The 21,748-nt window shown below is 65.4% G+C and carries 18 protein-coding genes; 9 read left to right on the plus strand and 9 right to left on the minus strand.

Annotated elements, in window-relative coordinates; all coding sequences use genetic code 11:
• From RI03_RS02825 to RI03_RS02845, 5 genes are all read left to right on the plus strand, one after another.
• On the plus strand, nt 1–1,362 hold the full coding sequence (locus RI03_RS02825; protein ID WP_010215044.1) for an HlyD family type I secretion periplasmic adaptor subunit: 1,362 nt from the start codon (nt 1–3) through the stop codon (nt 1,360–1,362).
• Between the two features lie 319 nt (nt 1,363–1,681).
• Nucleotides 1,682–2,914: a M20/M25/M40 family metallo-hydrolase gene (locus RI03_RS02830; protein WP_010215045.1), complete on the plus strand. Its 1,233-nt coding sequence runs from the start codon at nt 1,682–1,684 to the stop codon at nt 2,912–2,914.
• Nucleotides 2,915–3,810: 896 nt separating this feature from the next.
• Complete coding sequence (locus tag RI03_RS02835; protein WP_238542208.1) at nt 3,811–4,782, plus strand: DJ-1/PfpI family protein; 972 nt, start codon at nt 3,811–3,813, stop codon at nt 4,780–4,782.
• A complete protein-coding gene (locus RI03_RS02840) occupies nt 4,775–5,779 on the plus strand; it encodes a GlxA family transcriptional regulator (RefSeq protein ID WP_010215048.1) in 1,005 nt (334 codons plus the stop codon). Before RI03_RS02835 ends, RI03_RS02840 begins: the two co-directional genes overlap by 8 nt.
• A 73-nt stretch (nt 5,780–5,852) precedes the next feature.
• A complete protein-coding gene (locus RI03_RS02845; RefSeq protein ID WP_238542209.1) occupies nt 5,853–6,209 on the plus strand; it encodes a hypothetical protein in 357 nt (118 codons plus the stop codon).
• 266 nt (nt 6,210–6,475) lie between these two features.
• Here the strand turns inward: RI03_RS02845 and RI03_RS02850 are convergent, their stop codons facing one another.
• Nucleotides 6,476–6,817, minus strand: a complete 342-nt coding sequence (locus tag RI03_RS02850) for a hypothetical protein (RefSeq protein ID WP_010215052.1) — start codon at nt 6,815–6,817, stop codon at nt 6,476–6,478.
• A gap of 272 nt (nt 6,818–7,089) precedes the next feature.
• Between RI03_RS02850 and RI03_RS23410 the strand changes: the two genes are divergently transcribed.
• A complete protein-coding gene (locus RI03_RS23410; RefSeq protein WP_138995592.1) occupies nt 7,090–7,440 on the plus strand; it encodes a hypothetical protein in 351 nt (116 codons plus the stop codon).
• 180 nt (nt 7,441–7,620) lie between these two features.
• On the opposite strand, the gene RI03_RS02860 is transcribed toward RI03_RS23410, so the two are convergent.
• Nucleotides 7,621–8,343, minus strand: coding sequence for a hypothetical protein (locus tag RI03_RS02860; RefSeq protein ID WP_010215057.1), 723 nt, complete (start codon nt 8,341–8,343; stop codon nt 7,621–7,623).
• A 418-nt stretch (nt 8,344–8,761) separates the two neighbouring features.
• Between RI03_RS02860 and RI03_RS02865 the strand changes: the two genes are divergently transcribed.
• Nucleotides 8,762–10,369 (plus strand): deoxyribodipyrimidine photo-lyase, encoded by a 1,608-nt coding sequence (locus RI03_RS02865; protein WP_010215059.1) that lies wholly within the window; start codon nt 8,762–8,764, stop codon nt 10,367–10,369.
• A 239-nt stretch (nt 10,370–10,608) separates the two neighbouring features.
• On the opposite strand, the gene RI03_RS02870 is transcribed toward RI03_RS02865, so the two are convergent.
• Nucleotides 10,609–12,723, minus strand: coding sequence for a prolyl oligopeptidase family serine peptidase (locus tag RI03_RS02870; protein WP_010215060.1), 2,115 nt, complete (start codon nt 12,721–12,723; stop codon nt 10,609–10,611).
• Between the two features lie 346 nt (nt 12,724–13,069).
• Between RI03_RS02870 and RI03_RS02880 the strand changes: the two genes are divergently transcribed.
• Together RI03_RS02880 and RI03_RS02885 are read left to right on the plus strand one after the other, a co-directional pair.
• A complete protein-coding gene (locus tag RI03_RS02880) occupies nt 13,070–13,450 on the plus strand; it encodes a DUF1622 domain-containing protein (protein WP_010215064.1) in 381 nt (126 codons plus the stop codon).
• A gap of 228 nt (nt 13,451–13,678) precedes the next feature.
• Nucleotides 13,679–14,200, plus strand: coding sequence for a DUF1993 domain-containing protein (locus RI03_RS02885; RefSeq protein WP_010215067.1), 522 nt, complete (start codon nt 13,679–13,681; stop codon nt 14,198–14,200).
• A gap of 28 nt (nt 14,201–14,228) precedes the next feature.
• On the opposite strand, the gene RI03_RS02890 is transcribed toward RI03_RS02885, so the two are convergent.
• From RI03_RS02890 to RI03_RS02915, 6 genes are all read right to left on the minus strand, one after another.
• Complete coding sequence (locus RI03_RS02890) at nt 14,229–16,352, minus strand: hybrid sensor histidine kinase/response regulator (RefSeq protein WP_010215069.1); 2,124 nt, start codon at nt 16,350–16,352, stop codon at nt 14,229–14,231.
• 135 nt (nt 16,353–16,487) lie between these two features.
• Entirely contained in the window at nt 16,488–18,914 is a 2,427-nt protein-coding gene (pnp, locus tag RI03_RS02895) for a polyribonucleotide nucleotidyltransferase (protein WP_010215071.1), read from the minus strand.
• Between the two features lie 248 nt (nt 18,915–19,162).
• Nucleotides 19,163–19,432: a 30S ribosomal protein S15 gene (gene rpsO, locus RI03_RS02900; RefSeq protein WP_010160983.1), complete on the minus strand. Its 270-nt coding sequence runs from the start codon at nt 19,430–19,432 to the stop codon at nt 19,163–19,165.
• Nucleotides 19,433–19,453: 21 nt separating this feature from the next.
• Nucleotides 19,454–20,440: a tRNA pseudouridine(55) synthase TruB gene (gene truB, locus RI03_RS02905; RefSeq protein ID WP_010215074.1), complete on the minus strand. Its 987-nt coding sequence runs from the start codon at nt 20,438–20,440 to the stop codon at nt 19,454–19,456.
• A complete protein-coding gene (locus RI03_RS02910) occupies nt 20,437–21,141 on the minus strand; it encodes a site-2 protease family protein (RefSeq protein WP_010215075.1) in 705 nt (234 codons plus the stop codon). Before RI03_RS02910 ends, truB begins: the two co-directional genes overlap by 4 nt.
• Before the next feature lie 14 nt (nt 21,142–21,155).
• On the minus strand, nt 21,156–21,734 hold the full coding sequence (locus RI03_RS02915; protein ID WP_010215077.1) for a thymidine kinase: 579 nt from the start codon (nt 21,732–21,734) through the stop codon (nt 21,156–21,158).
• Between the last annotated feature and the right edge of the window lie 14 nt (nt 21,735–21,748).

Raw genomic sequence — 21,748 nt, forward strand, 5'->3', positions numbered from 1 at the left:
ATGTCGCTGTCCGCACCCGTGCAGCCCCGGTTCGCCAGCGAGGCGGCGGTCGTCGTAGATCTCCACGGCGGGCGTCTTGAGCATCTTACTAAGAGGGTTAGGCCGGCGACGGCATCCAACCTCCTCCTGTGGGTCATTGTCGGCCTGTTCGCCGTGGCTCTGCTATGGGCGTGGCTGACCGTACTCGACCGCACTGTGCGTGCCACTGGCCGGGTGATACCCGGCGCGCAGTTGCAGGTCGTATCCAACCTGGAGGGCGGGATTATCAGTGCGATTCTGGTACGGGTAGGCCAGCCGGTCCGAGCAGGCGCCCCCATGATCACGCTGGACCGCACCGAGGCGGGAGCCGCACTCGGCGCGGGCGCTGCGACCATGGCTGCGCTCTCGGCAAAGATTGCCCGGCTCGAAGGCGAGGTGAAAGGGGTAGAGCCACGCTTCGATCCGAAGCCTGACGCGGTGGCCATGGAGCCGATCGCAATCGAACGCTCTCTCCATCGTTCGCGGATCGCCGCGTTGGCGAGCGTCATGGGCGAGTCCAGCGCCCGCATCATGCAGGCGGACCGCGCCGCAGCCGAGGCTCGCGCGACGTATGCGTCGCGAAAGTCTGCCGCGCGCGCGGCAGATCGCGAGCTCGTCATTATCCGCCCTCTCGTCGAGCAGGGGATCGAGCCCCGCATGTCGCTTATACAGCAAGAGAACCAAGCATCGATGGCGGCAAGCGACGTCGCCGCCGCGTCGGCCAGCGTTGCCCGCACCACTGCATCCATCGCCGAAGCCCGCGCGGCGGCGGCGCAGATGCGGGAAGACTGGCGCGGCAAGGCTGCCGACGAGCTGGCAGCCGCCCGAAGCGAGTTCGCGGCTCGCCGACAGGCCATGCCGGCCCTTGCCTCCAAGCTGGACCGCACCATCCTGCGCGCGCCACTGGATGGCCGGATAAACCGCGTGCTGGTGTCGACCGTCGGGGGATCCGTCCATCCCGGCGACCCGCTGATCGAACTCGTGCCGTCGCAGAGCGGCCTGCTGATCGAGGCAATGGTCAGTCCCAAGGACATCGCCCGGGTCCGCCTGGGCCAGGAGGCACGGATCGAGGTCACCGCCTACGAGAGCGCGGTGTACGGAACGATCCCCGGGAAAGTGATCGCGATCTCGCCCGACGCCACGACGAACGAGCGCACTGGCGAAGCGCACTACATGGTGCGCGTGGTCGCCAGGCGAAACGCGCTGACGGACCAGAAGGGGCAGGGGCTTGAGATCGGTCCGGGCATGGTGGCGACGGTAAGCCTAATGGGAGATCGCCGCTCCGTGCTCGACTATCTGCTCACGCCAATTACCCGGCTGAAGGAAACCGCCTTTCGAGAATAGCAGGATGAAAACGATATCCCGAGGTTCGGACGCTGCAGCCGTTTGAGAGAATTTCACCGTAGAGCACCGCACGCCCCGCAACTGTTTCTGGCGGAGGCGCCAGGCTGTGGCCTTCTCGGGCGCGCCGCACTCCGCCGAATAAAGCAAAATCGATGAAGGCGGTCCGAGAACCCACGACGGTGGACACAGGACGAATTGGGCTGACGAGGCTCTCAAGCTCCGCCACCTCCGTTTCGGGGGTAGCCCTTAGCCCGTCCTCGGCTACTGTGAATCCGAGAGTCGCCGATCCCTCGGATCGTGGCGATGAGAAGGGGACACGATGAACGACAGGTTGGCCCAGCCGAAGACTAAGCGCGTCCTTCGGATCATATCCGTGGTGACGGCCCTCCTCCTCGCCTCCCCAGTCCTGGCCCAACCGGCGGCGCGGACGGTCGATCCCGTTCGCGTGCTGGTGAAGCGGCTTGATCTGGAGCGGTACAAGGCGACGATCAAAGGCCTCACCCAGTTCGGCGATCGCCGCCAGGGCACCGCCCGCAACCGTGCCGCGATCGACTGGATTGAAGGTCAACTCAAGAGCTACGGCTGCACCAATACCGAGCGCCTGACCTACACGTTCGGCGACGAGCCAGTGCACAGGGTCGCACCGGCCAGGGCAGTGGTGGACATCGGGTCGGACGAACCCGGCCTGTCGGTCGGCGGCGGGCGCTCGCGCGGCGCTACGCTTCAAACCGGCGTCAACAGCAACCCCAACGCCCAGCCCGACGCCCGGGTCCGGGCGCTGAACACTCCGCCCGCGATCCCGGGGCCGCGCGAGGAGGTCTATTGCACCAAGATCGGGACCGGCCACCCGGGCGAGATGTATATCATCAGCGCTCACATGGACGGTATCGGCTTTGGCGAGGCGGCCAATGACGACGGCTCGGGGACGGCGCTGGTGATGGAGCTGGCGCGCGTGTTCAGCAGCCCCGACATACAGACCGACCGTTCAATCCGCTTCATCCTGTGGAACAACGAGGAAACCGGGCTGAATGGTGCCAAAGCCTATGTCGACCAGCGTGCAGCCCTGCAAGGCAAGGAGTCGCCCGCCGGATCTGGCCGCTACCCGGAGCCGAAGTGGCTCGGCGTCATACAGCACGACATGATGCTGTTCGACCACGGGATGCCCCGGGCCGACGGCAGCATGAGTCCTGTGCAGCGTCCCGAGGCCGACGTGAATATAGAATTCCAGTCGGCGTCCAAACGCGCCGCTCAATCCCAGGAGTTGGCCTGGGCCCTGCATGCAGCGAACGAGCGTTACGCCACAGACTATCCGGCCGCGGTCGGACGCCACATGACCAATACCGATTCGACTCCGTTCATGGACCTGGCACCGGCCGTTAGCCTGCGCGAGAATGACCGCGGTGCTCAGGTCGGAAGCGGCTGGGACCCGCAGTGGCACCAGCCGACCGACCTCTACACCACCTACAGCGACAAGGACTTCCTACTTGGGCTGAACGCGGCGCAGACCACCCTCTCAGCGACGGCACGGCTGGCGGGTGCGACCCTGCGCTAGTCGCGCTTCGACGACCCGGGTCGCAGGATCGGCGGAGGTACGCGGATATTGGCTGCGTAGACGACTGGCTCGGCCGGCGATCCGGACCGGCTCGCGTGTCTGGACGGCGGCTCCAGTACGCGCGTGAAACGTTGGAACGTCGGCTCTTCGGGCGCGTGCTGCTATCGCAGCCGTAATGAACGAAGGTCCGGTATGAGCAGCGGCAGTGAGCCTGCGAACGTCCGCCACTGGGGTAATCCGGCGTTGACGGCGACTGATCCAACTGCGTCGCAGGATATTGGTCAGTCAGATTCCATAGGCTTCCAAGGACAGCACGGTGCTCCATTCGACACTGGTTCGAGGCCTGAAACGGGACCGAATTCTTACTGGGCCACTAAGGGGCCAGGACGTTGACGGCGGGCCGAAAGTTCAGAGGGGTTACCACAGCCGATGTGAGTCCTGTAAGCGCATCATCTAAACCACCGAAAAGCTGTGGTTTTCCCCGTAGTGGTCGTTCAAAACAGCATCTCGCCATCGCTCAAGTTGGGCTCTGGTCACCCAAAGCCGAGGAACGGCGAGTATTACGGATCTGGCGTTGATCTCGCATCCGTTGACGCGGTGCTGCACAGCGGGCTCCTTCCTCGAACTGGCAGAAAATGACGCAAGGCTGTCCTAGGCGCTGTCTCCAATCCGGACCAGGAAAAGGGATCATCACCAGACCGGACCCCAGCATGTTTGACCCTGCCCTTGTACGAAATCGTCTTGGCTTCCTGGCGGCGACCTGTCTCGTCGCCGGCTGCGGCTCGGTCGCGGTCGGCCAATCCTCCAAGCCGCGACAGCCGGCACTGGCTGCTCCTGCTCCGGCGGCAATCGAACGCATCATCCCGTATCAGGCGCGCTTTGGCCGGCAGCGACCCGTGATTGCGATCGTCGGAATCAACGCGGGTACCGAACTCACCGATTATGTCATTCCGTACGGAATCTTGCAGCGGGCCGCGGTTGGAGAGGTGGTCGCCGTTGCTACCGGCGCGGGAATGATGACGATGCGTCCGGCACTTCACATCCAGCCCCAGGCATCCATAACCGAGTTCGACAGGCGCTACCCCGACGGCGCGGATTATGTCGTGGTGCCCGCGGTCGTGCGGCACGACGACCCCGTGTTGCTGTCCTGGGTCAAGCAGCAGGCAGCGAAGGGCGGCACGCTCGTCAGCATCTGCGATGGCGCGTTGGTGCTTGCCAGCAGCGGCGTGCTCGACGGCCATCGCGCGACCGCGCACTGGGCAACCGCTGGCTACCGCCGCAAGGCCTATCCCCAGGTCCATTGGGTCGACGACCGTCGCTATGTCGCCGATGGACGGATCGTTTCCAGCGCCGGCATCAGTGCGGCCGTCCCGACATCGCTGGCGCTGGTGGAAGCGATCGCGGGTCAAGACCGTGCCGCGGCGACCGCGGCGATGGTAGGCGCGCACGACTGGAGCGCAGTCCATGACAGTCATCGGTTTGCACCGAAGTTCGGTCGCAATCTCTCGGCCTTTGCCGCCACGGAATATTTGAATGGCTGGTTTCATCATCCCCAATCGATCGGCGTCACCGTTGCCACGGGTGTAGATGAGATCGCTGTCGCCTTCACCGCAGACGCGTATGCGCGGACGGGGCGGGCGAAGGCGTATGCGTTTGCCCGCAGTCCGGCTCCGGTCACGACCTTGCATGGCCTGATTCTGCTGCCTGACCGTACCGATCCGGAAGCTCTCACGCGCATCGTTACGCCAGCATCCGGCACTTCAGCCTTCACCCTCGACAGTGTCCTTGCCGAGATCGCGCATCGGTACGGCAGGCAGACCGCCTATGGCGTTGCGCTCGGCTTTGAGTATCCCGGGTATCATGGCTGAAAAACGCATCGTTTCGCCCGCGCCGCCCGACACGCTCCGCGTGGTCTTGCTCGCCTATGACGGCATGAACCTGCTCGACCTGGCCGGACCATTGCAGGCGCTGACCACGGCCAACCGCGGCGCACCGACGGGAGCACCGGCGCGCTACGAGACGATCGTCGCCTCCGCGTCGGGTGGGGCAATCCTGACCAGCGCAGGCCTGCCTGTGGTGACCGTGGCGACCGCGTCCTTGGCGGACAGGCCGATCGACACGTTGATCGCTCCCGGCGGATGTGTGGGCGAGGACTTCGACGTCGAACCCGCGCTGCGCGACTTCATCGCCTCGCGCGCCGGATCGGTGCGGCGGCTTTGCTCGGTCTGTACGGGTGCGTTCCTTCTGGCGGCAGCGGGGCAGCTCGATGGTCGGCGTGTCGCGACGCATTGGGCGTGGCTCGACAAGCTCAAACACCGACATCCCACGCTGGACATCGACTCGGACAGCATCTTCATCCGCGATGGTAATTTGTGGACTTCGGCCGGCGTGAGCTCCGGGATCGATCTTGCGCTGGCCTTGATCGAGCAGGATTACGGCCCACGCGTCGCAATCGATGCGGCGCGGCAGATGGTCGTGTTCATGAAGCGCGCCGGTGGCCAATCGCAGTTCAGCGTGCCTTTGGCGGCGCAGACGCGCGACCACTGTTTCGTCGAACTCCACGCGTGGATCGCGGTGAATCTCACGGCGGACCTGTCCGTTGGCCGGCTGGCCGGGCAGGCGGGCATGGCGCCGCGGACCTTCGCGCGATCCTACACGGCGAAAGTCGGTCGGACACCGGCCAAGACCGTCGAACTGATGCGACTGGAAGCGGCCTGCCGCGAACTCGAGGAAACCGACTTGCCGCTGAAGGCGGTCGCCGTCCGCGCGGGGTACAGTGACGAGCAAGCGCTACGGCGCGCGTTTCAGCGGCAACTGGTCACCAACCCGACGACCCATCGGTTGCGATTTTCCAGTCTCCTGTAGCAACGTTCGGCGGCCGTGGCGGCTGCCGGGCGGCGCGAGCTGACCGTTTTGAGGCGGCCAAAAGCTGACATAATTGAACGGCATCATGCCAGGCATGTCGTTAGCGACGTTCATCACCACGCTTCTGCAAGCGGCGTCGACCAGCGCGGTCGCGGGGATTGCGCCCGTGCCGGCAGGTGCGCCGGAGTGGCCGACCCGCCTCTCCGTTCCGCGAGCGGCTTGCTCGCCAGAGGAAGATCCGAATGATATCGTCGTTTGTGGTCGACCGAACCGACGCAACAGCCAGCGCCTCGAGCGGCTCGATCCCCGGTTCGAGCGGGTGGCCAATCCGACCGAACTTTTCGAAAGGCGTTTGTCGGACACCGCCACCATGACGGGCGGTGGTCCGAAAGGCTCGGTCGGGATTACGATCAAATTCGGTCTCAAGTAATCCGACCTTCAAGTCTGCCGCGCCAGACCGACACGACAATTCTCAAAATTCGATCATCGTTCGACAGAGTCGGTGGCGCTCCGTTGCGTCAGTAATCCGCGTCCGCTTGCGGACGGACCGCGCTCCACCAACTATCGCCCTTCCGCGGATAAAGCGCTGCGATCCAGACCGGTCGGCTGACGGACATCAACGGATGGCCGGAGGTGCGAACCGCGGAACGGCGGCGCGAAGGACCGGGTGTCGGTCAAGCCGCACCGACCGCCTGGTCAGCGCTGCTTCTTCGTCGGGCTGGCGGTGAAATCGGGGTCCTTCTTTGCCACCCAATCCACAAACTTGCGGACGGTGGGATCGGCAAGCAGGGCGTCTACATCCATCCCGTGGCGTTGCAGCTCGGAATTGATGAAATTCGCCACCAGAGCCTGCTGGCAGACGGGATGCATCGGCACGACATCGCGACCGCCCCGGCTTTTGGGCACGGGATGATGCCAGACGGTGGTCTTGCCGAGCACGCGGCCGCAGAGCCAGCAGGGTGCGACCGTCGCGGGATTCTCCTCTTCTTCGCGATCCGGCTCTTCGTACGGGCCATGTTTCGAATGCTTACGGGCCATGCGTCTGTCTGATCTCTCAAGGAATGATGTCTATGTAGCGGGTGCCCGGCACAACTACACGTCCGGCGAGCACAGTCGGCATATTAACGAACGTCCGCTTTCGGGAAACGTCAGAGGCGCGCCGAATGGTGGGAAGTGGGGCCTGTCGGACGCGGTTCGGCCGGGTCTCCATCATGCCGTCGTTCGCTTGGCCGCTGCCAGTTTACCGCTCAATTGCAGTCGTTCCTCAAGAGGATTATCACGGATGCCAACTGCGATTCTGGGGGGGGGCTATGCTGCTGCGTATCGTCGTACTTGCGGGCGTTCTTGCCACCCAGCCCAGTCGTCTCGATTTTCAGGGGATGACGTCGCGGACCTATCAGACTTTCGCCGATAAAGCAGACGTAGTTTGCCCCGCTCGCGGTTTGAGACATTTGCATCCCGCCGATCTCGACGGCATCGAGGAAGGTTTCATGCCGTCTATCACGCGGCGTGAGCGCCATCGGGTCGCTATCTCGAATCGGGGAGACAAAGGCTGCACTGGCGGCGGAGCTTCCTGTCCAGCGCAAAACACCTTGGCGGCAATCTCGAAGGCAGGGCTGCTCGACGCGTTCGTCAACTTCGCCTGCGCGTCTTCAATCTAGCCAAGCAGGCACAAAGCGGCGGGTCCGCTCTCTAACTCCCCGCGCCAGACTACGCCCGCGATGAGATGCATCGAAACCGCCGTTTCGCTGGACGGACCAGCGGCGGGTTTCCGGAACCGGCGAGAGGGCGGCGAGGGACCGGGATCGGGTCAGCCACGACCGAGATCGGGGAGGCTTGGTCTAGCGCTCCACGTTTTGCGCCGCGACAGGGTGCGGATCGTCGCCAGGCCCATCGTTGCCCATACCGCCGCCTCCAGGCCCGCCGCCGCCACCCATACCGCCACCGCCGCCGCTCCGACCAGCATCGTCCTTGTTGCTACCGCCTTTGCCGCCGCCGGACGATGCCGGACGGGCGGGTCCCTGCATCGCGATCGTCAGGTCGGCCGGGATCGGGTCGAGATCGAGCGCATCGCGTACGAACGCCCGCAGCGACACGACCAGCGCGTGCGTGTGGACCGGATGGCCCGCGACCAGCTCGCGCACCGCGCTGTCCGCCAGCCGGACATGCTCCTCGGTACCCAGGAGGATGATGTCAGACAGCGCGGCTTCGACCGCGTCGCGGATGCGGCGCGTGCGGTCCGACCTCTCCGCGCCTTGCGCACTCAGATCCAACGCGGCCATCGGCTCCTCCAGGGTGCCGCCCCGCTCGAGCGGTCGAAGGTCGCGCCGGTGGGCCGGATCGACGGTCAGGTCCCCCGTGAACGATCCGCCGAGGACCTTGTAGGCGGCGATGAGGGTCTTGAGGCGCTCGTTGATCTGCCGGTTCATGCGCTCCCGGCGCTGCTGGAACGTCATCTGGGTCAGCAGGCGAATGCCGACCCCCAGCAGCGTGACCAGCGTCAGTCCGAGGATGGTGGCGAGCAGGCTCTGCCAAGAGCTGAAGTCCAGACTGCGCAAGTGCATTCCCCTAAATACGGTTCATGAAACGCCCGTCGATCCTGCAGGTGCCGGAGAGCGGCACGACGGCGAAGAAAGTGCGTGCGATCTTGCTTCGATGACGCAGCGAAGCGGATGTTTGGAAGGCGGAAAGCTCCGCTATATGTCACCGTTCCGTCGGGTCTTCTCAAGCGCAATGCCGTTGATCCGCACTGCCACCAGCGGTCCGATCTTGCTACCCGTGTGCGATGCATGAAAGACGGATTCTCGCGAAACGCGCTGACGGTGACAGTGCCCCTCGGCTGCTTGCGGTTGGGAGGTCGTCGATGACGGGGGTTCGAGACGAAGGTTTGCATATTGTGCCGAACAGAGTCGCCGGTGGTGCCAGGACCGGCCCGACGAGGACCGCGTTTGCCAAGGTGCAACGCCGCGGCCGGAGTTCGTGATGATGCTATCTGGACGGTCCGATGGTCTTTCCGACTGGGAGCAGGCACCGCGCGTTCGCGCCCTGAACGACAAGGTGCCCGCACAAAACGGTCGATACGTCCTGTGCTGGCTTCAGCAGGCCCTGCGCGCCAGCGATAACCCCGTTATCGACGCAGCCATCCGTTTCGGCAACGCGCTGCGCCTGCCGGTGCTGGTCTATCACGGCGTCCGGGAGGATTATCCCTATGCGTCGGACCGGCTGCACCACTTCATCCTGGGCGCGAGCATCGATCTCGCCGAAGGATGTCGCCAGCGCGGGCTGGCTTGCGTCCAGCATGTCGACCGTGCCGGGCGACGGGAAAAGGGGCTGGTCTACCGGCTGGGTGGCGAGGCTGCGGCAATCGTGTTGGAAGACCAGCCGACCTTCGTTGCGCGGTGGCAGTCGGAGCGCGTAGCGGCAAGGGTCGATGTGCCCGTCTTCGCAGTGAATGCCGCCTGTCTGGTGCCTCCGGCCGTGATCTGCCCCGACGTGCAAGGGCGGACGGCGTTCCTGCGTCGGCATGAGCCGGCGCGGGCCGTTTGGGCAGCCTGGGACGCGGAAATTGCCGACATAGCCCCCTATGCCGGAGCATTGCCGTTCACGCCCGACAAGCTCCGTGTGGACGAGCTGGGCACCCTGATCGCCGGTCTCGACATCGACCATTCTCTGCCGGTCGTCCCGATGCATCCAGCGGGTCGCCGCGCGGCGGAGGAGCGACTGGCACGCCTGGTCGCGGACGTGCTGCCCGGCTACGCGTCCACGCGGAACGACGCCACGCGGGCCGACGGCGCGAGCGGGCTTTCGCCCTACCTGCACTTTGGCGTTCTTGGTCCCCGCGAGGTCATGGCTGCGGTGAACGGCAGCGCCGCGGGCGGACAGCACAAGCGGAAGTTCGCCGACGAAGTGCTCGGCTGGCGGGAGTGGTTCCATTATCAAGCGAGGCATCTCGCCGCGCCCGAACGGTACGACCGGATCGCCCCCTGGGCGCGCCAGACTTTGATTGACCATGCCGGCGACCTCCGGCCCGACCAGGAGACGCTAACGGCCCTGCTGAGGGGCGAAACACGCGACGAGACGTGGAATGCGTGCCAGCGGCAGTTCCTCGCCGAGGGCTGGATGCACAACAACCTGCGGATGTACTGGAGCAAGCGCCTCATCGCGATGACGCCCAGCCCGGAAGCGGCATGGGCGACCGCTTGCTATCTCAACGATCGGCTGAGCCTCGATGGCCGAGACCCGAGTACCTACGGCAACATCGCGATGATGTTCGCCGGCGCGCCCGCGGATCGCGAGCGTCCGGTCTATGGCCGTGTGGCGACGCTGGCGATGGCTCCACCCGTCATCGCGCGGGCGGAGACGCATGGCTGGCGACTGCCGCGTCCCGACCAGTCCCTTTGGTGTCGGTCCCTGAAACGCCGCCGGTCGACCCGTATCTCACCGGATAGACATCGGCCGGTACTTCCCCTTCAACATAGGTGTCGGTTTCTGACGATGAGGGTTGCGGGGGAGCAGGCGGGACCTGCCCCCGCATCTTGCCGAACAGCAAGGTCCGCGGCCGACAGCCCGGGTCAACCAACGCACCGTTGATGCGGCGGATCATATCGCCGGCCGGGAATGTCGATATGGCCGAAACCCTGTTTCAGGACACGATCGGTCCCGGACATCCCGAGGGTATGCGGCCGGGCGCTGTGATTTCAGGCTGGCCGTATTCTCGATATGAACAGATGTTCGAAGCCAGGGAACGCGACGCCTGGTCCGAATGGCCGATTGCGGGTCAAAGGTGCCAACGCAATCGGTTCGCGAAGCGGTCACCCCCTGAGTCCGCGTCAATCCATCAGCTTGCGCTGCAGGTAGGTCATCGTCAGCGCCGTCGTGCGGGCGGCCTGTTTGAGATCGGCACCCGCGCCATGGCCGCCTTCGGTATTTTCGTAATAGAGAAACGGCAGTTTCATCTCTTCCATCCGCGCAGCGAATTTGCGGGCGTGTTGCGGGCCCACACGATCGTCCTTCGTGGTCGTGAAGATGAACGGTTCGGGGTAGGCCACGCCCGTCTTGAGGTTCTGGTAAGGCGACGTCTTGCGCCAGAAGGCCATCACCGCCGGATCGGCGTTCACGTCGCCGTATTCGCCCTGCCACGAGGCACCGGCCGCAATCTTCGAGATCCGGATCATGTCGAGCAGCGGCACCTGGATGACGACAGCATTCCACAATTCGGGATGCTGTACGAACTCGGCACCCATCAACAGACCGCCGTTCGAGCCGCCCTGGATCCCCAGCCGTCGCGGGCTGGTGATCTTGCGGGCGATCAGGTCACGCGCGACCGCCGCGAAATCATCATAGATGATCTGGCGCTTTACGCCGAGGCCAGCCTCGTGCCAGCGCGGCCCGAATTCGCCGCCGCCACGGATGTTCGCGAGCACGAAGGCCCCCCCGCGCTCGAGCCATAATTTGCCTTGCGCGCCCGAATAATACGGAGTCTCGCTCGCTTGAAAGCCACCGTACGCCGTCATCAGCGTCGGGGTGTTGCCGTCGAGCGTGATGTCCTTGCGGTGCACCACGAAGTACGGGATCCGCGTTCCATCGGTCGAGATCGCCTCGCGCTGTTCGACCACGTCGCCCGACGCGTCGAACTTCGCCGCCAGCGACTTTGCGACCGAGAGGGCGTTCCCGCTCGCGCCCACGTCGGTCAGATAGAGCTTGGAGGGCGTGAGGAAGCCGCTCGCGCTGACAAACGCAAGGTTTGACTTCATGTCGGTCGCGCCGAAGCCGACCGTAAGATTGTCGGGAAGATCGAGCTTGCGGACGTTCCAGCCGCCGCCCGCCTGGGGCGCATAGACCCACGCGCGACCGCGGACATTGTCGAGCGTCGAGACGAGCAGCATGTCACGGGTCGAAGACACGCCAGCGAGCGATTCGCGCGGCCCGGGAGACCAGATGAGGCGCGGCTTGGGGTGCGCCGGATCGGCCTTCGTCGCCGCAAGATCGAGCTGCGCGAGGGCTCCCGCAACGAAGCTCGGGCCGGCGGCCGGCCATGCTTCATCAAGGCTCAGGATGAGTCGGCCATCGACCAGTTCGGCGATGTTGGCCTTTTGCGGGATGGCGAGCTTCACCGGCCCGTTCGGCGTCAGGACCAGTGTCTCCGAGTGGAAGAAGTCGATCCCGCGTTGCAGGTAGGCAAACGTGTTGCCATGCCCGTCGTGCTGTACCGCGGCGCTCACCGAGACGTCGGTCTTCGTCCCGCGATAGATTTCGGTCGCGGTCGCGAGCGGTTGGCCGCGCGTCAGCCGTTTGAGGATATAGGGATAGCCCGAGGCGGTGAGGTCGCCGGGCGTCCATTCAGTCGAGATCAGGAGGTGATCGACATCCTCCCAGGCGACGTTCGTTTTGGCGCGCGGCACGTGGAAGCCGTTGGCGACAAAACGGCCAGTATCTAAATCGAATTCCCGAACCTCGGCCGCGTCCTCGCCACCTTCGGAAAGCGAGATGAGGCAACGCTTCTGGTCGGGCGCGAGGCAGTCCGCGCCCTCGAACACCCAACTCCTGCCCTCGGTTTTGCCGAGTGCGTCCACGTCGAGCACCGTCGTCCAGTGCGGCGTCGCGGATTTGTAGTCAGCAAGGCTCGTCTTGCGCCAGATTCCGCGCAGGTGATCGGCATCCTGCCAAAAATTATAGATTTCGCCGTGCGCGAAAGTCGGGGCAGGAATGCGATCCTTGGCGGACGCGATCTCTAACGCCTGGGCGTACAGCGTCGAATAGCGCCGGTCGGATTCCAGGACCGCGACACTGCGCGCATTGTGCGCGTTCACCCAGTCCATCGCGCGGGGGGATCCCACGTCCTCGAGCCAAAGATACGGATCGTCGGCGCTCGATTGGGCGGTGGCCGCCGAAGATGCAACGATCGAGAGGAGAAGTGCCGCTGGCATCAGGCGCATCATCGACATGGCTCCCCTTTATTGATCGGCCAGTACGTACAGGTCGGTTCTCTAATCACGAAGGACATTCTGAGCGGTCGCCACCCGCGGAAGCCAGTTCACGATGCCTCGGTCTTGGCTGCTTCGAACGTTACCCAGTGTGCGGTGGCCGGCCTTTGTTCGCACCACGGGATCCTGGTCGGTTCCCTGCGCGAAGATTACCGGGTCGACCGGATGCGTGTCGTGCTGCGCCCAACGATCCCAATCGCGGTGGATGAAGTCGGGAATCGCGGGGACTGGATCGTTGCAGGCGTGTGCGGGGAGCGAATTTAACCGAGCTATAGCAATATGCCGTCTTTTCCGCGTAACCAGCAGCATGATCGAGCAGGCGCACGCTGTCGTTGATGCTCTCGCCAAGCTTCTGGAGCTGGTGGGGGCGGCGATAATTTTGGGCGGTGTCGTGCTTGCGTCGGCAAGATTCGTCGTCGACGGCAGCAGGACGAACTGGAGCGACGCGTATCAGCGGTATCGCGCTGGGTTGGGGCGTGGCATTCTCCTGGGTCTCGAGCTCCTCGTCGGAGCCGACATCATTTCGACGATCACCGCGCCTCTGACCTTCGCGAGCGTCGGGCTACTGGGTGCCATCATCGCGATCCGCACCTTTCTGAGCTTCTCTCTCGAAACCGAAATCGAAGGATGCTGGCCGTGGCGGCGAATGGCGCGTGACGCGGATCGCAACAGGAGCCGCGAGCGGTAGCGCTGCTGGCGCGGTGCTGACGGATGCGTGCTGGCGGCACGGCACGTCGCGCCCGAGCTATCACGCGCGGAAGGGCAAGTTCGACGGCCCGCAACGCCGCGGTCCGTCAAACCCGGCCGCCGCGTTCGTCGGCAAGGTTGGCGAGGCGCGCCGCTCCGCTGCGCAACGGCCGATGGACCGTAGCGCAGGGAGGCTGCATAAGGCCGCAGCTTCCAAAGGATCGAGACGATGACCTTCTCTTTGTACGACGCCGTGGTACCGTCCAACCTCCAGATCCTGCGCTCGGTCGATGCCCTGGTCGACAAGGCGGCGGCATTCTGTTCCGAGCACGGACGCGCGGAGGCGGACCTGATCGACGCGCGTCTCGCGCCCGACATGCTGCCGTTCGGCTATCAGGTGAAGTCTTGCGCCGCGCACTCGATCGGCGGGATCGAGGGGGTCCGCGCGGGGACGTTCTCGCCCGATCGGTCGGCCTGGCCGACCGACTTTGCAGGGCTGCACGCCATCCTTCAGACCGCGGTCGCCAGCCTCACCGCCATCGACCGGGCGGCGTTCGACACGCTGGTCGACAGCGATACGCACTTCGCGTTCGGCGAAACCCGGATGCCGTTCACAGGCGCGAACTTCCTGCTCTCCTTCTCGCAGCCCAACTTCTATTTCCACGCGAGCATCGCCTACGCGATCCTGCGCGCGGAAGGGGTGAAGCTGGGCAAGCGGGACTTCCTGGGCATGCCGCGCATGAAGGCCTAGGCCTCGCCGCTCGCCCGGGATGACCGCCTTATCCCGGGCGTACGGAGGCTGCCGGCGCGCCCGGCAGCATGTCCGCGACCTTCGCGGTCAGTTGATGCATCGTGAAGGGCTTGGTCAGCAGTTCCATCCCGTCGTCGAGCGGACCGTTGCCGAACGCAGCGGTCTCGGCGTAGCCGGTCACGAACAGGATCCGGAGCTCGGGCCGCAACAGCCGCGCAAGATCCGCGACCTGCCGCCCGTTCATCCCGTTGGGCAGCCCCACGTCGGTGATCAGCAGGTCGATCCGCGCGCCCGACTGAAGCACCTTGATCCCCGCAGCGCCGTCCGCCGCGCCGATCACGGTATAGCCGAGATCATCGAGCACTTCGTCGATCAGGTGGCGGATGCTGGCTTCGTCGTCGATCAGCAGGATCGTGCCGCCGCGCGCGACGGGCAGGGGGGCGTCGCTCGCCGTCTCCTCCTGCGGCACCGCCGCGCCCGCATGCTGCGGCAGATAGACGCAGATCGTCGACCCCTGGCCGAGCGTCGAGGTGATCCGCACCTGCCCGCCCGATTGCCGTGCGAAGCCGTAGATCATCGACAGGCCAAGCCCGGTGCCCTGGCCAATCGGCTTGGTGGTGAAGAACGGCTCGAACGCATGGTCGATCGTCTCGGCGGACATACCGGTGCCGGTGTCGGTGACGCACACCGCGAGATAGGGCCCCGCCACGAGATCGCGATCGCGCGCGGTCGCTTCGTCGAGCCACGCGTTTTCGGTCGTGATCGTCAGCGCCCCGCCGTCGGGCATCGCGTCGCGCGCGTTGATGCACAGGTTGAGCAGCGCGTTTTCGAACTGCGTCGGGTCGATCATCGCGGTCCAGAGCTCTGGCGCGCCGGCGACGTGGATCGTCGTTGCCGGGCCGACCGTGCGCCGCAGCAGATCCTCCATCCCGTGGATCAGCCGGTTGACGTCGGTCGCGCGCGGATCGAGCGTCTGGCGGCGCGAAAAGGCGAGCAAGCGTTGCGTGAGCGCCGCCGCGCGGCGCCCGGCCTGTTGCGCGGCCAGAATGAACCGCTCCAAGTCATCGACCTGACCGCGCGCGATGCGCCTTTCGAGCAATTCCAGATTGCCCATCACGCCGGTCAGCAAATTGTTGAAGTCATGCGCAATCCCGCCGGTGAGCTGCCCGACCGCTTCCATCTTCTGCGCCTGGCGCAACTGCCCCTCGGCGGCTTCGAGGGCGCGCGCCTTGGCCTTGTCCTCGGTCGAATCGCGGCCGACCGCGATGATCTTGCCGTCGCCCGGCCCCGCGTTCCACACGATGTCGCGGTAGCTGCCGTCCTTGTGGCGGTAGCGATTGCCGAAGCGGGCGAACACGTGGCCGTCGCCAATGCCTTGCGCGGCACTGATCGTATTTTCCAGATCGTCGGGATGGATGAAGCCGAACAGCGGCTGTCCGAGCAATTCCGCCTCGCTCCAGCCGAGCACGTGCGTCCAGGCGGGGTTGACCGCATTGATCGTGCCGTCGAAATCCGCAACGAGCATGATGTCGGACGACAATTGCCACAACCGGTTGCGATCGGTCGTGCGCGCGGCGACCTGCTGCTCGAGCGTCGCGTTGAGATCGAGCAGATCGGCCTGCGCGCGCAGCAGCGCTGCGTCGCTGAGCACGCGATCGGTCGTCTCGTTGGTCAGGATGAACAGGCCGGCGATCTTCCCCGTGGAGTCGAGGATCCGCGAATAGGAGAAGGAGAACCACGTCTCCGCCAAACCCCGGTCGGTGTCGAGCTTCCACGGCAGGTCGCTGAACCGCTGGCTGCGCCCGGCGAACGCATCGTCGATGATCGGCTTGGCCTGATCCCAGCCATCCGCCCACACCTCGCGGAACGGCGACCCCATCGCCCACGCCACCCGCGGCCCGAGCAACGGAATATAGGTCTCGTTGAAGAAGAAGCTGAGCGTCTCCGCCCCCCAGGCGAGGATCATCGATTCCGGCGAATTGAGGATCGTGCTGATCTGCGATTTGAGTGTGTCGCACCAGTCCGCGGGCTCGCCCAGCGGATGATCGGACCAGTCGCGCGCGAGGATGAGCTGCGTCGCCGCGCCGCCACCGGCGAGGAACCGGAGATCCGGCGCAAGCAGGGCCGGGTCGCGAGCATCGGGTGAGATCATGATACGCTCTTACAGGGCCATGCGACGGATCGCGCGGTAAAAAATGGTGCCAGGTGCGGGGAAAGGGCGCCCCAAGAAAAAGGGCCCGGATTGCTCCGGGCCCTGATCCTACCCAACGCTTTCGCGTTTAAGGTCTTAGTCGCGATCGCCGGTCAGGAAAGCCGGTGCGAACTCGGGCGCGGGGCCGTCGTCGTCGCTCGGCTTGTCGTTACGCGGAGCGCGCTCTGCGCCACCGGCACCGCCGCCCGAACCGCCATCACGGCGCGGGCCGCGACCACCGTCGCCGTCACGACGCGGGCCACGGCCTTCGCCGCGACCGCCAGCGCCGTCACCACGACCGCCGCCGCCTTCGCTGCGCGGCGGACGACCACCGTCGCCATCGCGACGCGGGCCACGGCCTTCGCCCCGACCTTCACTCCGGCCTTCACCGCGCGGACGCTCTTCGCGTGCCGGACGGGTGTCCTCGATCTCGGCACCGGTCTCCTGGTCGACGACGCGCATCGACAGGCGAACCTTGCCGCGCGGGTCGATCTCGAGGACCTTGACCTTGACCTCCTGGCCTTCGCTCAGGACGTCCGAGACCTTCTCGACGCGCTCGTTCTTGATTTCGGACACATGGACGAGACCGTCCTTGCCACCCATGAAGTTCACGAACGCCCCGAAATCGACGAGGTTGACGACCTTGCCGTCATAGACCTTGCCGACTTCGGCTTCCTCGACGATGCCCTTGATCCACTTGATCGCGGCTTCGATCTGCGCGGTGTCGGACGAGCTGATCTTGATCAGGCCCTCGTCGTCGATGTCGACCTTCGCGCCGGTCTGCGCGACGATCTCGCGGATCACCTTGCCGCCGGTGCCGATGACTTCCCGGATCTTCGCCTTGTCGATCTGCAGCGTCTCGATCCGCGGTGCGTGCGCCGACAGTTCGGTACGCGTCGAATCGAGCGCCTTGTTCATCTCACCCAGGATATGCGCACGGCCTTCCTTGGCCTGCGCGAGCGCGACACGCATGATCTCGTCGGTGATGCCGGCGATCTTGATGTCCATCTGCATCGTGGTGATGCCGGCCTCGGTCCCCGCGACCTTGAAGTCCATGTCGCCGAGGTGATCCTCGTCGCCAAGGATGTCCGAGAGGACCGCAAAGTCCTTGCCCTCGAGGATCAGGCCCATCGCGATGCCCGACACCGGACGCTTGAGCGGAACGCCCGCGTCCATCATCGACAGCGAACCGCCGCAGACCGTCGCCATCGACGAGGAGCCGTTGCTCTCGGTGATGTCCGACAGGACGCGGATCGTGTACGGGAACTCGTCCTTCGACGGCAGCACCGGATGCAGCGCGCGCCAGGCGAGCTTGCCATGGCCGATTTCACGACGGCCCGGCGCGCCGAAGCGGCCGACTTCACCGACCGAATAGGGCGGGAAGTTATAGTGCAGCATGAAGTTTTCGTAGGACAGGCCGGTCAGCCCGTCGATCATCTGCTCTGCGTCCTTGGTGCCGAGCGTGGTCGTGCAGATCGCCTGCGTCTCACCGCGGGTGAACAGCGCCGAACCGTGCGCGCGGGGCAGGAAGTGCACCATCGCCTCGATCGGACGGATCTGCGTGGTGGTGCGGCCGTCGATGCGCGTGCCATCCTTGAGGATCGCGCCGCGGACGATCTCGCCCTCGAGCTTCTTGACGAGCTTGCCCGCTGCCATCTGGTCCTGCGGTGCTGCATCGGCGAACGCCTCGCGTGCCTTGGCGCGGACTTCGTACAGCATCGTCGAACGCTTCGACTTGTCGGTCACCTTGTAGGCGGCGGCAATGTCGGCACCGACGAGCTTGCGCAGCTTGTCCTTGGCGGCGGTCAGATCGCTCTGAACCGGCATTTCCCACGGATCCTTGGCAGCCTGCTCGGCCAGATCGATGACGAGGTTGCAGACTTCGCGGCACGCCTTGTGCGCGAACTGGACCGCGCCGAGCATGATCTCTTCCGAAAGCTCCTTGGCTTCGGATTCGACCATCATCACGGCGTCGCCGGTCGCGGCGACGACGAGATCGAGTTCGCCTGCCTTGATCTGCTCGACGGTCGGGTTGAGGATATACTCGCCATCGATGTAGCCGACGCGCGCTGCGCCGATCGGGCCCATGAAGGGAACGCCCGAGATGGTCAGCGCAGCCGAGGCAGCGACCATCGCCAGCATGTCCGGCTCGTTCTCGCCGTCATACGACAGGACCTGGCAGATCACGTTGATCTCGTTGTAGAACCCTTCCGGGAACAACGGGCGGATCGGGCGGTCGATCAGGCGGCTGGTCAGCGTTTCCTTCTCGGTCGCGCCGCGCTCACGCTTGAAGAAGCCACCGGGGATACGGCCGGCAGCCGAATATTTTTCCTGATAGTGAACGGTCAGCGGGAAGAAGTCCTGGCCTTCCTTCACCGACTTGGCGGCGGTCACGGCGCACAGCACCACGGTCTCGCCGAGCGTTGCCATCACGGCGCCGTCAGCCTGGCGCGCGACGCGGCCGGTTTCCAGCGTCAGCGTCTTGCCACCCCATTGGGTGGTCACGGTCTTGGTATTGAACATGCTTTTTCCTTCAACACCGCCGGCCGGATGCCGACGGGGCCACTGTGCGGACTAACCGGTCCGCGCGGTCTGGAGCGCTTGATCGCTCCCGACGGAAGGGCCGAATTGCCATTCCCTCTGCACTTCCCCGGCTTTAGGCCGGGGTCCAGGTGCGCAGCGTCCGCTGAAGGGCCGCTGCGCCCGAACTCGTTATGCCCGATGTCGGGCCGGAATGCCAAAAGGGGCGACCTTTCGGCCGCCCCCCGGTGTTACTTGCGAAGACCGAGCTTCGCGATCAGGTCGAGATACCGCTGACCGTCCTTGTGACGGAGATAGTCGAGCAGCGAACGCCGCTTGTTGACCATCATCAGCAGACCGCGACGCGAATGGTTGTCCTTCTTGTGGCCCTTGAAGTGCTCGGTCAGGTTGCGAATGCGCTCGGTGAGGATCGCGACCTGGACTTCGGGGCTGCCGGTGTCGCCTTCGACGCGGCCATGTTCCTTGACGAGCGCGTCCTTGCGCTCTGCAGTGATCGTCATTTCAGTCTTCCTTCGACATCGTCACAGGTTGAAACCGCGAACGACGCGGACCTCGCGGTCCTGAACCTCCACCAGAGCAACCGGACTGTCGTCCAATGTCGCGAAGTAGGGGCCATCGTCTGCGGCGATCCCGACCAACACCCGCCCCTGTCGGAGCAGCCCTGCCTGATCGGGGGTGAGGGATAGAGCCGGGATGTCGTCCAGCCCCGCCCTCAACGGCAGGAGATTGTGTTCAAGGGTGCGCGCTTGGCCGAATTCGGCCAGTTTGTCCAGCGATATCGCGTGGGACAGGTCGAACGGCCCGGCCCTGGTGCGGCGGAGCATCGTGACATGCCCGACCGTGCCGAGCGCGATCGCGATGTCGCGCGCGAGGGAGCGGATGTAAGTGCCCTTTGAGACGTGCGCGGTGAGGGTGACGTCGTCCAACGACGGCTCGTCACCTCGGCCCTGTGCCGAGGTCCACGCCTCGACCGACCCGGCGGCTTGCGGCACGGTGGACCCCGGGACAAGCCCGGGGGGACGGATCGTGAGTGTGTGGATCGTCACCCGGCGGCTTGCCAGCACGACGTCCTCGCCGGCGCGCGCGCGATCATAGGCGCGTTCGCCATCCACCTTGAGCGCGGAATAGATTGGCGGAACTTGCTCGATCGGCCCGGTGAAGTGTGCCAGCACCGCCTCGACCCCGGCGAGCGTCGGCCGCACGTCGGACGTCGCGATGACTTTGCCCTCGAGGTCGAGCGTGTCGGTCTGGCTCCCGAAGCCGATCGTGAAGTCGTAGATCTTGTCGCTGTCGAGCATCCGCCCCGCAAGCTTGGTCGCCTCGCCGAGCGCGATCGGCAGTACGCCGGTCGCCAGCGGATCGAGCGTGCCGCCATGCCCGACCTTGATCCCGCGCTTGCTCGCATCATAGCCCGCGGCGCGGAGCGCGCGCTTGACCGCGGTGACCCCGTCGGTCGACCCCAGCCCGAGCGGCTTGTCAAGGATCAGCCAGCCGTTGATTCCGCTCACAACCCACCCAACTGCGCAAAGCCGAGGAAGAAGTCCGCGACCGCGCTCGCGATCGGGCCGATCACGCGGCGGACGATGTCGGCCTTGGGGCTGATCATCGGCAGCACGAACAGCAGGAACAGCAGCAGCGGAAACCCGAAGCGCGCGAGCTTGGAATAGTGGATGGCTGCCGCGCGCGGGAGCAGCCCCTGCACGACATGCCCGCCATCGAACGGCGGCAGCGGGATCAGGTTGAAGACGCCCAGGAACACGTTGACCAGCACGAAGCTGTAGAGGCTGTCGAACACGAACCCCGCCACCGTATGCGGTGCGCCCTGCGCGGGGATCCCGCCATGCAGCCCGACGAACGCGCCAAGCGCCAGCGCCGCGATCGTCGCCAGCACGAAATTGGTCGCCGGCCCCGCCAGCGCCACCAGCATCATGTCGCGGCGCGGGTTGCGCAGCCGCGTCGCGTCGACCGGCACGGGCTTGGCCCAGCCGAAGATCGGCGCATGCGCGATCGCCAGGATCATCGGGAGCACGACCGTGCCGATCGGATCGACATGGCGGAGCGGGTTGAGCGTCAGCCGTCCGAGCCGGTCCGCGGTCGGATCGCCGAAGATCCGCGCGACATAGCCGTGGGCGACTTCGTGGAAGACGATCGCGATGACGAGGGGGATGAGCCACACCGCGATGGTGTAGGGCAGGTTGGGGTCGTTCATTCAGGTCCGTTCGGTCAGGAGGCGGCAAGCGCTTCCCGGAAATGGCGACGACACAGGGCGATGTACAGGTCATTGCCGCCGATCTCGGTCTGCGCGCCCGCCGCGATCGCGCGGCCGTCGGCATCGACGCGCAGGTTCATCGTCGCCTTGCGCCCGCACGCGCAGACCGATTTGATCTCGATGAGCGAGTCCGCGATCGCCAGCAACCGCGCCGATCCCTCGAACAGCGCGCCGAGGAAATCGGTGCGCAGGCCGTAGGCGAGCACCGGGATACCGTGGTCGTCGGCAAGTTCGGCGAGCTGATCGACCTGCCTGGCGGTCAGGAACTGCGCTTCGTCGACCAGCACGCAGGCGGGCGGCGTCTCGCCTTCACGCGCGACGACCGCGATCAGATCGGTATCGCGATCGAACGCGATCGCATCCGCGGCAAGCCCGATCCGCGAGGTGATCGTGCCGGCGGCGAAGCGATCGTCGATCGCCGCGGTGAGCAACACGGTCCGCATCCCGCGCTCGCGATAGTTGAAATCGGCTTGGAGCAGGTTGGTCGATTTGCCCGCGTTCATGCTGGCGTAGTAGAAATAGAGCTTGGCCATTTCCCGCTAATGGC

Source organism: Sphingomonas sp. PAMC 26621 (assembly GCF_000251145.1).
Classification (GTDB): Bacteria; Pseudomonadota; Alphaproteobacteria; order Sphingomonadales; family Sphingomonadaceae; genus Sphingomonas.